Below are 15,236 nucleotides of genomic sequence, written 5' to 3' on the forward strand. Positions count from 1 at the left end.
TAAATTATGAATTCATGGATTAATAAATCAATTTTTTACCATATATATCCTTTAGGCTTATGTGGTGCTCCTTTAAATAATGATTTAAATTTAAAGCCTGTGCCTAGATTAAAAACATTAGAAGATTGGATTCCACATTTAAAATTTCTTGGAATAAACGCTATATATATAGGTCCTCTTTTTGAATCAACCTCACACGGATATGATACTATAGATTATTTTAAAATAGACAGGAGACTCGGAACTAATGAAACCTTTAAAGATTTCGTAGAAAAACTACATGAAAATGATATAAAAGTCATAGTTGATGGCGTGTTTAACCATGTAGGACGTGATTTTGAAAATTTTAAAAATTTAGTTTCAGAAAAGCAAAATTCTAAATACGTTTCATGGTTTTCTGGTATTAATTTTAATGGTAAAAGTCCATATAATGATGACTTTTCCTATGATTCATGGAATGGCTGCTTTAATCTTGTAAAATTAAATACCTACAATCCCGATGTAAAAAAATATATTTTTGATATAATTAAATTTTGGGTAACCGAATTTGACATAGATGGAATTAGGCTTGATGCTGCCGATTGCCTTGATTTAAACTTTCTAAAAGAACTTTCCTATTATGCAAGAAGCATTAAAAATGATTTACTTCTTCTTGGTGAAGTAATACACGGTGATTATAACAGGTGGGCTAATAAGGACTCTATTGATACAGTAACAAATTACGAATGTTATAAAGGTCTTTATTCTAGTCACAATGAACTAAATTATTTTGAAATAGCCTACTCCTTAAATAGACAATTTGGTGATGGCGGAATATATAAAAATATACCTCTATACAATTTTGTTGATAATCACGACGTAAGTAGAATAATGAGTACACTTAAAGATAAAGATAATATTTATCCATTATATACTTTACTTTTTACTATGCCTGGAGTTCCATCAATATATTATGGCAGTGAATTTGGAATACTTGGGGTTAAACAAAAGGATACCGATGCCCCTTTAAGACCAAAACTAAACTTAGATGATTTCGTTAACTCAAAAGAAAGTCAAAAATTATGCAATTTTATATCTAAGCTTTCACACATTAGACTAAGTTCTACTGCTCTTCAAATTGGCTCGTATAAGCAATTATTTATTTCAAATAAGCAATTTGCATTTTTAAGGAAATGCGAAAATGAAAGTATTATAACAGCTGTAAATTGCTCTAAAGATATACAAACTATATCATTTTCAATTGATACAAATTCTGGTTCACTTTTAAATTTGTTAAATGATGAAGAAATCAAGGTTGAAAACCAAAAAATCACATTAACACTTCATGGTAATGAAGCAATCATATTGAAACAGAGTACAATTTAAAAAATATTAGTTTATTTATTTGCATTTTTGATTATAATTAAATAGTAGGTAAAATAGCTTACAAAGACAAATTTATCTTTATAGAGTTACCGAAACTCTTTAACTATACTTAAAGGAGTAAATATTTAATGGATATAAACCCAGTTAACATATTAAAAAAGTACTTTGGTTATTCAACCTTCAGGGAAGGACAAGAAAATATAATTAACAGCATACTTAATGGAAAGGATACCTTTGCCATAATGCCAACTGGCGGTGGTAAATCAATATGCTATCAAGTACCAGCCCTTGCTATGGATGGAATAACAATTGTAATATCCCCTCTTATTTCACTAATGAAGGATCAAGTTGATACACTTAAATCCAGTGGTGTAAATGCCGCATTTATAAACAGCACGCTTTCTTCAAAAGAAGTAAATCAAGTTATTTTTAGTGCAATTTCTGGTCACTGCAAACTTTTATATGTTGCACCTGAAAGACTTGAACAAGACTATTTTAAAAATACAGTTAAAAGTTTAAATATCTCAATGGTTGCCATAGATGAAGCTCACTGTGTATCTCAATGGGGACATGACTTTAGAGTTAGCTATAAGAGAATAGCTCCTTTTATAGAGAGCTTAGATAAAAGACCGGTAGTTGCCGCCTTTACTGCTACAGCAACACCAAAGGTAAAGAATGATATAATAGAACTTTTAAGTCTCAATAGCCCTAATACTTTTATAACTGGTTTTGATAGGAAAAATTTATTCTTCTCCGTTATAAGAAATGAAAATAAACTTGATTTTATACTTAGATATTTATCAAAAAATGCAGGTGATTCTGGAGTTATCTATGCAGCTACACGAAAAGAAGTTGATGCACTATATGAAAAATTATTAAGGAACGGCTATTCTGTTGGTAGATATCATGCAGGTCTATCAGATGATGAAAGATCAAAAATGCAGGATGACTTTTTGTATGATGATATAAAAATAATGATTGCAACAAATGCTTTTGGTATGGGAATCGATAAATCAAATGTTAGATTTGTAATTCATCATAACATGCCCAAAAACATGGAAAGCTATTATCAAGAAGCTGGCCGTGCTGGTAGAGATGGTGAAAACAGTGAATGTATTCTTCTCTTCGGAGGTCAGGATATTCACATTCAAAAATTCCTTATACAACAAAGTATACCTTCTTATGAAAGACAGAGAATTGAACTTCAAAAATTAAATGCCATGGTTGACTATTGCAGAACAACTTCTTGCCTTAGAAAATTTATTTTAAATTACTTTGGTGAAGAATACGAAAAAGACAACTGTGCAAATTGCAGTAACTGCACAAATGATTCAGAACTAGTGGATATAACTCTTGAAGCTCAAAAAATACTTTCCTGCGTATACAGAATGAATCAAAATTATGGAGTTACTTTAATCTCTGAAGTACTAAAGGGCTCTAAAAACCAAAGAATAATAAGATCTAATTTTGAAAATTTATCGACATATGGCATAATGAGCGAATATAAACTTAAAGACATCACCGATTTAATAAATGGTCTAATTGCAGACCAATATTTAGCAATGACAGAATCCGAATATCCGGTAATAAAGCTTACCGAAAAAAGCTATTCAGTACTAAAGGGTTCCGAAAAGGTTATGAGAAAAATTATAATTGTTAAGGAAAAAACTTTAAGTGCAGACAAAGATTTATTCGAAAAATTAAAAGCTTTAAGACGAGAACTTGCTTCTATGGAACATGTGCCTCCATACATAATTTTTTCAGATGCCGTGCTAGTTGAAATGTGCAAGTACTACCCTACAACTAAAGATAATATGCTCAAATTAAAGGGAATTGGTGAAATTAAATATGATAAATACGGTGAAAAATTCCAAGCTGTTATAACTGATTATGTAGAAGAAAATAACATAGTATCCCAAGATATAATAATAACAAACAGCTCAAGCACTGGCTCTACAAAAACCAAAACTCACTTAATAACTTTAGATCTTTATAAAAAAGGGGAATCCTTAAAAAGTATTGCTAAGGAAAGAAATCTAAACATAAACACCATTCAAGAACATTTAATTAGATGCGCTGAAGAAGGATTAGCTATAAATTTGGATAATTTTATTCCAGACGAATATGCAGATCTCATATATACTAATATAAAAAAATTAGGTACAGCAAAATTAAAACCTATAAAAGAAGCTCTACCGCCTGACGTTGATTATATGGCTATTAAAGCTGCTATTTGTAAATATAAATTAAAAAATACAGCAAGCTAAAAGTGTCGCAAAGCAAAGTGTAGTTCAAAATCAAAGAACATTTGGTAGGCGTAGAAAAATGATGTTAGTGAATAGCGGCTCAAAATCCTAAATAAAATTAATAAAACTAAGTGGCAAATTTTTTAAAGCTTAAGAGCTTTCGATAACTCAACGCTTAGTTTTAGATTATATACTGAATGCCACATTAGAAATTAATAGCCATGGGTTCAATAATCTTAATGGGCAAAGCTCAAACCCAAAGTAGGTGCATTCCCTAACATCATTTTTTTCCTACACCTTCCAAATGTTCTTTGATTAATTCACTACATCTTTGTTTTACAATATATAATTGTTCTTTAACAACTTAATAAAGTAAATTTAATGATTTCAGTAATAAATATTGTTTCTGTACTACACCAAAATTCCGTAGGTACACTAATATTCTTGATTAATTTATGTCTTTGAAATGGAACACTAGAAATTAATAATATAGGTTCAAGAATTTTAATGGGCTTATGCCCAAGCCTCTGGTATGGGTTCTTTCCTTAAACCACTGCAATTGCGAAGTAAGAGCGTTTTTGAACGATTTAAATGGCATCTTATAAATCTTAGAGGAATATTTTCAAAAGACTTAGAACTTTCAATTGTCTGAACGGTAGTGAGTTATTGAAAGTTCTTAGGCTTTTAAAAATATTCCTCTTAGATTTATTGATGCAATTTAATGTTCTAGAATGCTCTTACTTCGCAATAATTTTGGTCTAATCTTTCTTAAGTGAATTTTCCATCATCATAGCCATAATAGCACATATAATTGATATAACTATAAGCACTATGAATAAACTATGAATGCCAAAATTAAGTGACGCTTTTACCTTGTCTAATCCAATTCCTAGGTTTATACTTTTCGCACCATATAAGCTATTTACATTTATTCCTTTAATGCCAACTCTCGATAAATACCTTGAAATATTCAAATTAAACACAACACCAAAAATAGCTACTCCAATAGTTTGCCCCATAGTTCTTAGAAGTGAATTAGCTCCTGTTGCAGTTCCCCTTTTTTCATGAGTAACGGCTTCTTGGATTACAATCGTAAGTGTTGTCAAGGTTCCTCCATATCCAAAGCCTATTATAAAAGCATATATAATAACTAAAATAAGCGGAGAATTAACATTTAAGGTGTAAAATAACACACTACTTATTAAAATAATAAATATTGATATAAATACTATTATTTTTTCACCATACTTTTGCATAGTTTTTGAAAGTATAAAAGATGATAAAATCCACGATATAGACATTGACGCCAGCGAAAGTCCAGATATTGTTGCATTAAATCCAAGCACATTTTGTATGTACACAGGCAAATATACATCTGTTGCTATTAACACTGCAGATACTAAGAAACTTATTATATTTACAATATTAATTTGTCTTGAAAATATATCAAATGGTATTAGTGGCTCCTTAGCTTTCTTTTCAACAAAATAAAAGATAAATAGTAAGGCAACTGTAAGTATTAGCGGCATTAGTATTTTTAAGGAATAAACTTTAGTATTTTCATTTATAGCTAAAATAGTAAACAAAAATATAATTATTGTTACTGCCAATATTACTATTCCCAAATAATCTATGGGCTTTTCTTTTTTTTGTACCTTCTCATTCAAATTTTTCTCAAGCAATACTAATGAAAACACACCAAATGGAATGTTTATATAAAAAATCCAATGCCATGACAGCTTGTCTATAAAAAATCCACCTATGAATGGTCCAAGAAGGCTTGCTATTCCCCACACAGAACTTATCCATCCTTGAACCTTTGCCCTTTCATCAACAGAAAATACATCTCCAACTATAGTATATGCCACAGTAAAAATAGCTCCAGCACCAATCCCTTGAAATGCTCTAAATAAAATAAGTTCATACATATTTGTAGAAATACCACACAAAGCACTTCCTATTAAAAATATTATAATTCCTGTTGATAAAGCTCTCTTTCTTCCATACAAATCAGCAATTTTACCATATATAGGAGTTGAAATTGCTGATGTAAGTAAATACATAGAAAAAACTAAACTAATTTTATCAAAGCCATTTAAATCTTTAACAATGGTTGGCATTGCTGTTGTAACAACTGTCCCTTCAACAGCTCCTAGAAACATAGCAACCATTAACGAAATAATTATGCCTTTCTTTCTAGCATCCATATTATATAACCTTCCTCTCAATAACTACCTTTATATTATAAATATACCAGCCTGTACTATTTTTTATCAAAATATAAAAAATGGCTCCGCTTATCTAGAACAGAAAAATAGTTTTCTATATTCTTTCACAATACTTATTCCACCAAACAGCTATCTCATAAAACAAAGGTAAAAGACTTTTCCCATAATCAGTTAAAGAATATTCTACTCTTACAGGCATTTCATTATATTGAACCCTTTTAACTAATCTATCATTTTCTAATTCATGCAACGAGCTAGAAAGCATTGTATTAGTTATTTCCGATATTCCTCTTTTCAATTCATTAAAACGAACAATATCTTTTTTTAGCAGCTGTAATAATATCCTAAGCTTCCACCTGCCACCAATTATATCTAATGTGCATTTTACAGGACATTCATCATCGTTTTCCAGTTCTTTTAGTAGATTTAAGTATTCCTGAAGTTTTTGTTCATTAGCCATATTAATTCCCCCCTTGGTAAGAAAAATAATACCTGATTAAAAATTTCTGCGTACTTGTTAACATACAACAGTATAAGTATAATAATTATACCAAGTATATTCACTTGAGTAAATGATATGTTGAAAAGGAGATAATGGTCATGGAAACAATGAAGGTAATAGCAATGCGTAAATCTACACGAAGTTACAAAACTGAACAAATTAGTGATAAAGCTTTAACAAGCATAATCAGTGCTGGATGTGCTGCACCAGTAGGAAATGGAGCTTACGATTCAGTTCATTTAACAATTATTCAAAATTCTGATCTTCTAAATAAAATATCAAAAACCGCTGCAAACATATTTGGAAATCCTAACACTAATCCATTATATGGTGCACCAACATTAATAATAGTCTCCAGCATACCAAATAAGCAATTTCCTAATGTTGAACTTGCTAATGCAGCTTGTATCATAGAAAATATGACTCTTGCTGCAACAGATGCCGGCATAGGTAGTGTATACATTTTAGGAGCCCTATGCGCTTTTAATGCAGATAAAGAGTTGCTAAAAAAACTAGATTTACCAGATGGATTTGTTCCTATTTCGGGTATCTCATTAGGTTATCCAACCGAACCGCTATCACAAGAAAAAGAATTAAAGTCAACTATAAAACTTAATAAAATTTAAAAAACTCTTTGAACCAAAAAGGCCTGTCGCATTAGCATATCTTTTATGCTAATGCGACAGCCTCCCTATCTTCATACTAACATATTGCATCAATCATTTTTAATTCTTCTTCCGAAAATTCAATCTTATGAACTATACCAATATTTTCAATAATTTGCGTTGCTTTTGACGCTCCAATCAATACACTTGTCACATCTCCATCTCTTAGTACCCAGCTAAGTGCCATTTGTGCAAGTGTCTGACCTCTATTTATAGCAATATCATTTAGCTTTCTAATCTGATCTAACTTCTTTTCTGTTAACTCATCTGCGCTTAAAAATCTGCCATCTACTTTAATACGACTATCTTCAGGAATGCCATTTAAATATTTATCTGTTAATGTACCTTGTGCTAATGGACTAAAAGCAATAATTCCTTTTCCACTTTCTTTTGCTGCTTTTTTTAATCCATTATTTTCGATTGTTCTGTCAAAAATGGAATATTTATTTTGATTTATTATAAATGGACATTTTAATTCCTTCAAAATTGCTTCTGCTTTCTTCATTGTTTCTCCATCATAATTTGAGATACCTGCATAAAGTGCCTTTCCACTTTTTACAGCAGTATCTAAAGCCATCATTGTCTCTTCTAGTGGAGTATCTGGATCCATTCGATGATGATAAAATATATCTACATATTCAATTCCCATACGTTTTAAACTCTGATCTAAACTTGCCAATAAATATTTACGACTTCCCCAGTCTCCGTAAGGTCCATCCCACATTTTATAGCCGGCTTTTGTGCTAATAAGTAATTCATCACGGTATGCACCTAAATCATCCCTTAAAATACGTCCAAAATTCTCTTCTGCACTTCCCGGAACTGATCCATAATTATTTGCTAAATCAAAATGTGTTATTCCATTATCGAAAGCAGTAAAACACATTTCTTTCATATTATCGTAACTTGCATTACTTCCAAAATTATGCCAAAGCCCAAGTGATATCATTGGAAGTTTTAACCCACTTTCTCCACATTTACTATACTTCATTTCTTCATACCTATTTTTTGCTGCTGCATATCGCATATTCCTCGCTCCTTTACTCTTATAAAATAAAATCCATGCTACTTATTTTTTTATTATATCATATACAAAATAAAAAAAGACCAATTAAGGTCTATCTTAAGGTTAATAATTTTATATATATGCTAATTATATTATATGGCTTTCCTTCTCTATACAAATAATAAGTAAGCATATCATCAAACCATATTACAAGTGGAGTAACTAAAAAATACCATAATATGCAATTCTTCAATTCAATTTGTCCCATGAAATTAAAAGCATCTTTACTATAATCCCATATATTTAAGCCTAAAATTAAATTTAATATTATACCTGAAAATAGTTCAGCTAAAGTTATAAGGGTACCGCCTATTAATAGCTGCTGCCAAATTTTCTTATCATAAAAACGAGGATGATCATTTAAATTTCCTATTAAAACTCCACATATACCTCCAACTAAAAACATCCATAAACTTGTATATCCTATAAGTGATAAAGGTTTTATGCCGTCATACCCTACAAGCTGGTCCCCAATAGCTCTTGCAAGAACTTCTATGTCCATGTAAATACCGCCAAAGACTAAAAAATGAATTATTTTATTTTTAGCATATCTCACAGGTTATTCCCCCTTATATACCTAAACACCTTATGTTAGTTATTGTATTCGTGTGCTAGTAATAAATTCCTGCAAGTTGTAGATATTTTTTAATATCATATAATAATACCAATAATTTTAATATTCTCATTTTGTCTACCATTCAATTTCTTCAGAGTACTCAACATCTTTTAATCTAACTTCAGATATAGGAATATCATTTTGACGTGCAAACTTTTTAATCTCTTGTTCCAAAACTAAGTATTCATCAGATTTTTCAACTACGCTGCGGATGCATACTGCCAGTTTTGCTGGTATTTTCGCAACTGAAGTATTAATATATTTTACAGTTAACTCCTCAAGATACTGCGTGCAAAATCCATTATACTGAATATTTTTTATGAAATCATATTCTTTTAAAGTTTTCTTATATATCCTGTTAAATCTGTTGCTCCAACAAAGTTTCTAAACTCTTGCCATACTATAGCTTGAAATAATTTTATCACTGCTATTGAATATGTAATTTTTTTCTTATATTCTTCTAAAACTTCTTCTGGAAGATCTTTTAACCTTTTCAAATATGTTTTAGAATCCTCAGCAAGCTCTATGTAATCATTCATGACTAATACTATAAACATTACTTATGTCCAAATCACATTTACTGAAAAATATAAATTTCTACTAGGCATAATCGTTGAATGGTATTTCTGCATCTCACGGCTAACTCCATTGTCTGCTAACTTTACTTACCTATATCCCATAAAAGCATGTCTTATATCATAAGCAAAGCCTAGACAGTTAAGATTCACACATTCATAACTAGGATAAGTTTCTTCTGTCCCAATAAGTTCTCCTATACTTTCATACAATTCAGAAAGATCATTATAATCTCCACTAATAGTCATTCCTGTATTATTCTTTGTGCTTTTAACTTTTAGCATTTTAATTTCTCCTCACTTGCTTTTTAATAATCTAAAATTTCTCATTGAAAATAGTTAAACTAAAAACATCCATAAACCTGTATATCCTATCAATAAAAAAACGGAGGTGGATATATTTAACATTTTAGCGAATTAGACTTGTAAAAGAATCAAAAAAGTAGCCCATTCTCGCGACTAGTAAGCTACTTTTTTAATTTATTCATCACTCTATCCTGCAACTTGCAGATGTTTTCCACTATGACCTATATATATATAATCACTTTCCTTATCATAGATAAAATAAATTCTATTATCACTACTAATTTTTATATGATAACTCATAACAAACTTTCTACCGTTAATGGTAACTGATCTTTGTTCTCCATATTTTTTCATAGTTTTTACAGATTCATTGGAAAACTCTATTCCATATGTTAATTTTTTAAATTCGCCTTGTATACTATCTTGAGTAAACCCATTTAGTGTTCCTCTAAAAAAAGGATATATTAACTTTTCCAAAACACTAAATACATTTAATATTTTTGAAAATCCTATCTGCTTATATATATCATTTCTTGGGTTCGCTGTTTTATAAGCTTTATCCGTAAATTTAATATGTCTAAATTCATTCTCAGCCTTTTCAAAAACCTCACTTATACTTTGAGGTACAGGATTAAACTGTAAATATTTTTCGAACTCATTTTTCCCTATAATATTTACTATCTTAAAGACATTTTCAAGTACGTTTACACTATACTCGAAATTTATTATTTCTCTTTCACTTGATAAAGAAAACACTCTATTATTTTGATTTTTATAACATAAACTTATTAACTCAATAAAGTAATCATTTTCTATGCATGGTGATATTTGAGAAAATTTTAACAGCTCAAATCCATCCGCTTTTATAATATCAAAATGTTTTAACAGCCCTAATGCCATTAATATTTGAGGTTTATTATAAAATTTTTCATAATTAATATCCATATTTTCTTTAATACATATATTATAATTTCTTGCTTTTGCTAAATCATATATTTCCTTTATTTCTTTTAAATTTTCCACTATTCCAACAAAATCTGAAACCAGTTGATTTTCATTCAAATAAAAATCCATACTATAATAATTTGAAGCTGTCTTCTATGGTTACTTTATCAACAAAATCATCTGGCCATAAATCTAAGCTTCCTGTCTCCTCTATTTGTATTTTTTGCACGTTTGCTTCTAATCCATTTTTTTCAAAGAAATAAAGTGATGTAATATCTTTTAGACTATTATCTTTCTTAACATAAACTCTTATTCTATTAATAATCTCCAAACTTTGAGTTTCAATGAGAATATTAACTCCATATTTAACTGCATAATAAAACAATTTCACTAAATTTGTTTTCCACTTCGGATGCAAATGAACTTCAGGATTTTCAATTATAACTAAATCTCCCTTTTTAGCAGTTAATATAGCTACAAGAATAGGAATTATTTGATTATTTCCAAATCCTATTTGTGATAATTCAAATTCTATATTATTTTCCAATGCCACAAGTTTAGGCTTATTGCTTTCTATTTTTAATTTAAACTCAGAATTTAAAATTTTATTAGTCCAATAATTAAATGCATTTATTAACGAAGTTTTACCATCAAAAGTAACCCTATCCCTGCTATTTTCAATAGTACTTGGTATATTGCTAGTTTCAACACTCCTGATTGCTGGTATATATTTTATTGAACTTTCATTTATATTACCTAAACAAGTACATACATTTATTAATTCTGAAATTCCATCTTGATTCAATGACAAAATAGAATTTAAAACTATACCTCTAAATAAAATTCTATCTTGCAATAAAATTCTTTTTTTCTGATTATCTAACATAATTTCATTCAAATTATACGTTATAGGTGTACTTCCATCTATATTTATAACAAATTCATAATTTTTTAAAATTCCATTTTTATTTTCAAAATAAATATCCATTTTTCTCAATATTGCTTGGTCTAGCATATCAATAAAAAAGTTGTCATAATTATATATAGAGTCAAATTCTAATTCAACATTACAAAACTTCAAGTCCTTTACATATAGTGATAAAATGTACTTTATGCTTTCACTTCTACTTACCTTTTTATTTAAGGTACTCGAGAAATCACCCAATTCATGTACTTCTTCAAATGGAAGTCTTGGATAACTAATCGAATTACCATTTATTTTTGAAAGTAATCTAATACTTTGTGTTAAGGAAGACTTACCCGAATTATTAGTTCCCGTTAAAACAGTAAATCCCTCTAAATTAAAATTATATCCTTCTTTATGAATTTTAAAATTGTCAACAGAATATTTTTTTATCATCATTTACCTCCCAAAATTTCTTTGAGACTTGTTTCCCATATTTGAAATCTTTCATAAGTTTTAACTTTAGTAGTTGTTGATGCACTTGTAATAGATTGTCTAAACAAAGTATTATTTTCTATTAAATATGATAATTTTTGTTTAATAGCATCCTTATTATTTTTCACCTCACTTCCAGTATAACGTGAAAAAGAAAAAGTAAGAATTTCAAATAAAGCTATATTAATTTTATTTTTTCCATCTTTTTCATTTTTTGATTTTATAATAAATGCATCATTTTCAAAAACTTCATATACAGTATTCATAACATTAATAAATACTTTTTTAAATTCTATTTCTCTCCCTCTGTATTCATCGTACCTATCCAAAGTATCATTTAAAAATCTTTTCATATTTCCAGTATACTCTTCTATTCCTTTATAATAAAAAGACATAAACCTTAATACCAGCTCTTGGTCTTGCATCGCATTTACATTGACTCTCTTATCTTTTATAATTTTTTTAAAAATTTCCTCATTGGCTAATCTTATTATAAAAGGTATTCCTTTATTTCTATACATGCAATTCCTTAATTCTTGAGAATTTAATTTTACAGCACCAGTATTAATTCTCTCAAAAATCTCAAATTTTACATCTGGTAAATTATCCTTTTTAACAACAAAAATAACCATTTGAAAATCTTCAATTTTCCTCTGAATACTAGGTTCTAGCTCCTTAAAATATGCATACCCTTTACAAAAATTTGTATTTATCAATTTGAACTTATTATTAATAAATTCATTTATAGTTCTAATCCTTTGCTGACCATCAATTATTTCATATCTATTGTCATCTTCCTCTGATAAATATATAGCTTGTATCGGTATATCCAAAATTATAGATTCTATTAACCTTGATTTTCTATCGTTTTTCCACTTAGGATTTCTTTGAAAAATTGCCCCCAAAGAAATATCTCCTCTTTCAACTTTTCTTACTATTTCAAAGACCGAAAAATTCAGTTGAGCTATATTTATTTTTTGAGGTTGCATCTTTTCACTTTGAAATTCAAACATTTTCAACCCCCCATATAAATTTTTAACACAATTCATTATATATTATACAATACTATATTTAAAAATTCTCGCTATTAACAATTTAAATATTATAATCTTCCAATTTTATTTTTCATTTCATCATTTAATTTTGCTCTTTTATTGTTCTCTTTTATAACTTGCTTATAATAATCATAAAATTCTCTTTCCATGCTTACTAACTAAATATTGCTTCACTAATTCTATATCTATACTAGATAACCTCTATTAAATTAATTTTATGACAAATTTTTATAGTAATTATATCATATAAAACATTGCTTTTATATTTTATTAGTATCTCCTGCCCAAACATATAAAATTTAATATATTTATTTAAATATTTCAATTCATAAATCCATAAAAACAAACACTCACTTAAAAATATATCTTGTCTTCAATGATATTTACCAATTTTAAACAAAATAAATTTATTGCTTTCTTGTTTACCCTTTATATTGTTAGTAGTATAATTTGAAAAAGATGATGATTTTTAAACAATAATCAGTAAAATTTAGTCTTGTTCACAAATTTAAAAATATGAAATAATGGAGACTCATTATGATTTGTGTAAATAAAAAAAGTGTAATTAATTCAATCGCTCAATATAAAACAATTGCTAGATACTTGTGATAATTGTAGAAAGTTAAAAATAAAAATTAGATACTTAAGGAGGATTTTTTGTGCTAAAAACAGAATATTTGATTACAATAGATAAAAAAAATAATGTTGCAATAGATATGTATTCTTTCAATAATTTGCTTATGTCTAATCCCAATATAAAAATTAATAAAAATGCGATTACTTATTTTTCTCAAAAATATAAATATACAATTCAGTATAACAACATCAATAACACATCTTATATTTGTTATCATATTACCATAGAGTGCACTATAGAAGACTTCTCTTTTAACAATGCAAATTTACAATTATACCAAAACTTACTACGAGATATTCGTTTTATATTATTTAAGTGCTCAACAGATATAGAAATCTTATGGGATGATATAAGTTTCAATTGTTCACAAAAAGCATACCCATTAATATATAAGATTGAAAATTTAATGCGAAAACTACTAACAAAATTTATGTTAATAAATGTTGGTTCAAAATGGGAAAAAGAAAATATACCCTCAAAAATTTCTAAATCCAAAAACAAGGAAAAAGATATTAATCTCGGTAACGGATTATTATATCAATTGGACTTCATAGAATTATCTACATTCCTATTTGATACTTATTCATTAAACAACAATCTAAATGAACTAAAAAAGAAAGTTGAAAAAAAAGAAGATATTCCTTTTTCATTGATGAATGATTTTATAGCACGATCAAATTGGGAGAGATATTTTAGCAAAATTGTTTTAGTAGAAAATGAACATCTGAAAAAAAAATGGAATGAATTATACATATTAAGATGCAAAATTGCACATAATAACATGTTTACAATATCAGATTATAAAAATGTGGAATCTATAGTTGCTGATTTAAAACCTATTTTAGAAAAAGCATTAGATAAATTAGATTCTATAAAAATAGCTGATGATGTAAAGGAGAGTGTTTCAGAAAGCTTTGCACGTACTACCAATGAGCAAGTAGGGTCACTTATATTGGCATATAATAAACTTGATAAGGAAATTCATAATTTTTTTATTAATGTACTTCCTGAAAATAAAATAAGCGATACGCGTATGCCTCTACTTTCATCCAAATTATTGTACCAACTATTAAAAAATGGTTTAATTGACGATACAGTTTATAACAAGCTAAAGTTAATTACTTATAAGCGAAATAAAATCGTTCATCAAGACTCCCATATTCCAGATAATGAAATTTATCAAATGCTTAACTTAATAAATGAATATACTTCATATTTTCAAAAGAAGAACTTGGAATTTAATGAGAAGGAGATAGATGATAATGAAATTAAATAAACCAATTCTCATAAAGTGTAACGAATGCGATGAAATAATTGAAGTTGAAACTGATATTGAATGTGTTTCTTCATATGAAAGGGAAATGGGAACCGAAAGAGAATATGAAAGTATCCTTGATGAAAATTGTCCCAAATGTGGCAATTGTATATATATTAAATTATCAACATGGGAATATCCAGAAGGTGCCATAAATAATTGCGAAGAAGTCATAGAAGGTGCTGAAATTCTTGAAGAACCAGATTACAATCTTTTCGACTATGATTAACTTTTAAATTTTAAATTAGAATCATATCATAAAAAGTTAGCAAGTCCCCCTCATTTTATAGAGCTTGCTAACTAACTTTATGCATTC

15 protein-coding genes are annotated in these 15,236 nt (G+C 28.3%); 5 read left to right on the forward strand and 10 right to left on the reverse strand.

The window, feature by feature from the left end; translation table 11 throughout:
• Window positions 1-6 precede the first annotated feature (6 nt).
• Both CUEA01_RS11525 and recQ read left to right on the forward strand, forming a co-directional pair.
• A complete protein-coding gene (locus CUEA01_RS11525; RefSeq protein ID WP_234121750.1) occupies window positions 7-1,365 on the forward strand; it encodes an alpha-amylase family glycosyl hydrolase in 1,359 nt (452 codons plus the stop codon).
• 128 nt (window positions 1,366-1,493) lie between these two features.
• The gene (gene recQ, locus CUEA01_RS11530; RefSeq protein WP_234121751.1) at window positions 1,494-3,632 is read left to right on the forward strand and encodes a DNA helicase RecQ; all 2,139 of its coding nucleotides are present in this window, start codon (window positions 1,494-1,496) and stop codon (window positions 3,630-3,632) included.
• A 737-nt stretch (window positions 3,633-4,369) separates the two neighbouring features.
• On the opposite strand, the gene CUEA01_RS11535 is transcribed toward recQ, so the two are convergent.
• Together CUEA01_RS11535 and CUEA01_RS11540 are read right to left on the reverse strand one after the other, a co-directional pair.
• Complete coding sequence (locus CUEA01_RS11535; RefSeq protein WP_234121752.1) at window positions 4,370-5,818, reverse strand: MDR family MFS transporter; 1,449 nt, start codon at window positions 5,816-5,818, stop codon at window positions 4,370-4,372.
• Between the two features lie 115 nt (window positions 5,819-5,933).
• Window positions 5,934-6,299 (reverse strand): winged helix-turn-helix transcriptional regulator, encoded by a 366-nt coding sequence (locus CUEA01_RS11540; RefSeq protein WP_234121753.1) that lies wholly within the window; start codon window positions 6,297-6,299, stop codon window positions 5,934-5,936.
• 140 nt (window positions 6,300-6,439) lie between these two features.
• On the opposite strand from CUEA01_RS11540, the gene CUEA01_RS11545 reads away from it, so the two are divergent.
• The gene (locus tag CUEA01_RS11545; protein ID WP_234121754.1) at window positions 6,440-6,967 is read left to right on the forward strand and encodes a nitroreductase family protein; all 528 of its coding nucleotides are present in this window, start codon (window positions 6,440-6,442) and stop codon (window positions 6,965-6,967) included.
• 76 nt (window positions 6,968-7,043) lie between these two features.
• Here the strand turns inward: CUEA01_RS11545 and mgrA are convergent, their stop codons facing one another.
• The 8 genes from mgrA to CUEA01_RS11580 all read right to left on the reverse strand — a co-directional run bounded on the left by mgrA (window position 7,044) and on the right by CUEA01_RS11580 (window position 12,926).
• The gene (gene mgrA, locus CUEA01_RS11550; RefSeq protein WP_234121755.1) at window positions 7,044-8,033 is read right to left on the reverse strand and encodes an L-glyceraldehyde 3-phosphate reductase; all 990 of its coding nucleotides are present in this window, start codon (window positions 8,031-8,033) and stop codon (window positions 7,044-7,046) included.
• A 91-nt stretch (window positions 8,034-8,124) separates the two neighbouring features.
• Entirely contained in the window at window positions 8,125-8,628 is a 504-nt protein-coding gene (locus CUEA01_RS11555) for a putative ABC transporter permease (RefSeq protein ID WP_234121756.1), read from the reverse strand.
• Window positions 8,629-8,763: 135 nt separating this feature from the next.
• A complete protein-coding gene (locus CUEA01_RS25290) occupies window positions 8,764-9,042 on the reverse strand; it encodes a DUF6904 family protein (protein WP_407929253.1) in 279 nt (92 codons plus the stop codon).
• Entirely contained in the window at window positions 9,024-9,245 is a 222-nt protein-coding gene (locus tag CUEA01_RS11560; protein ID WP_234121757.1) for a hypothetical protein, read from the reverse strand. Before CUEA01_RS11560 ends, CUEA01_RS25290 begins: the two co-directional genes overlap by 19 nt.
• A 108-nt stretch (window positions 9,246-9,353) precedes the next feature.
• Complete coding sequence (locus tag CUEA01_RS11565) at window positions 9,354-9,548, reverse strand: DUF6904 family protein (RefSeq protein WP_234121758.1); 195 nt, start codon at window positions 9,546-9,548, stop codon at window positions 9,354-9,356.
• A 207-nt stretch (window positions 9,549-9,755) separates the two neighbouring features.
• Window positions 9,756-10,643, reverse strand: a complete 888-nt coding sequence (locus tag CUEA01_RS11570; RefSeq protein WP_234121759.1) for a hypothetical protein — start codon at window positions 10,641-10,643, stop codon at window positions 9,756-9,758.
• 1 nt (window position 10,644) lies between these two features.
• Window positions 10,645-11,874 (reverse strand): AAA family ATPase, encoded by a 1,230-nt coding sequence (locus tag CUEA01_RS11575; protein ID WP_234121760.1) that lies wholly within the window; start codon window positions 11,872-11,874, stop codon window positions 10,645-10,647.
• Window positions 11,874-12,926, reverse strand: coding sequence for a DUF262 domain-containing protein (locus CUEA01_RS11580; protein WP_234121761.1), 1,053 nt, complete (start codon window positions 12,924-12,926; stop codon window positions 11,874-11,876). The genes CUEA01_RS11575 and CUEA01_RS11580 overlap by 1 nt, the downstream gene beginning before the upstream one ends.
• Before the next feature lie 701 nt (window positions 12,927-13,627).
• Between CUEA01_RS11580 and CUEA01_RS11585 the strand changes: the two genes are divergently transcribed.
• Both CUEA01_RS11585 and CUEA01_RS11590 read left to right on the forward strand, forming a co-directional pair.
• Window positions 13,628-14,881, forward strand: coding sequence for a HEPN domain-containing protein (locus CUEA01_RS11585; protein ID WP_234121762.1), 1,254 nt, complete (start codon window positions 13,628-13,630; stop codon window positions 14,879-14,881).
• Window positions 14,862-15,149, forward strand: coding sequence for a hypothetical protein (locus CUEA01_RS11590; RefSeq protein WP_234121763.1), 288 nt, complete (start codon window positions 14,862-14,864; stop codon window positions 15,147-15,149). Before CUEA01_RS11585 ends, CUEA01_RS11590 begins: the two co-directional genes overlap by 20 nt.
• The last annotated feature ends 87 nt before the right edge of the window (window positions 15,150-15,236 follow it).

Source organism: Clostridium hydrogenum, from assembly GCF_021432385.1.
GTDB classification, from domain to species: Bacteria; Bacillota; Clostridia; order Clostridiales; family Clostridiaceae; genus Clostridium_S; species Clostridium_S hydrogenum.

What these genes read in the sequence shown, in the direction of transcription:
- CUEA01_RS11525 (WP_234121750.1), top strand. Translation starts at nt 7, where the DNA reads ATGAATTCATGGATTAATAAATCAATTTTTTACCATATATATCCTTTA.
- recQ (WP_234121751.1), top strand. Translation starts at nt 1,494, where the DNA reads ATGGATATAAACCCAGTTAACATATTAAAAAAGTACTTTGGTTATTCA.
- CUEA01_RS11535 (WP_234121752.1), bottom strand. Translation starts at nt 5,818, where the DNA reads ATGGATGCTAGAAAGAAAGGCATAATTATTTCGTTAATGGTTGCTATG.
- CUEA01_RS11540 (WP_234121753.1), bottom strand. Translation starts at nt 6,299, where the DNA reads ATGGCTAATGAACAAAAACTTCAGGAATACTTAAATCTACTAAAAGAA.
- CUEA01_RS11545 (WP_234121754.1), top strand. Translation starts at nt 6,440, where the DNA reads ATGGAAACAATGAAGGTAATAGCAATGCGTAAATCTACACGAAGTTAC.
- mgrA (WP_234121755.1), bottom strand. Translation starts at nt 8,033, where the DNA reads ATGCGATATGCAGCAGCAAAAAATAGGTATGAAGAAATGAAGTATAGT.
- CUEA01_RS11560 (WP_234121757.1), bottom strand. Translation starts at nt 9,245, where the DNA reads ATGTTTATAGTATTAGTCATGAATGATTACATAGAGCTTGCTGAGGAT.
- CUEA01_RS11565 (WP_234121758.1), bottom strand. Translation starts at nt 9,548, where the DNA reads ATGCTAAAAGTTAAAAGCACAAAGAATAATACAGGAATGACTATTAGT.
- CUEA01_RS11570 (WP_234121759.1), bottom strand. Translation starts at nt 10,643, where the DNA reads ATGGATTTTTATTTGAATGAAAATCAACTGGTTTCAGATTTTGTTGGA.
- CUEA01_RS11575 (WP_234121760.1), bottom strand. Translation starts at nt 11,874, where the DNA reads ATGATAAAAAAATATTCTGTTGACAATTTTAAAATTCATAAAGAAGGA.
- CUEA01_RS11580 (WP_234121761.1), bottom strand. Translation starts at nt 12,926, where the DNA reads ATGTTTGAATTTCAAAGTGAAAAGATGCAACCTCAAAAAATAAATATA.
- CUEA01_RS11590 (WP_234121763.1), top strand. Translation starts at nt 14,862, where the DNA reads ATGATAATGAAATTAAATAAACCAATTCTCATAAAGTGTAACGAATGC.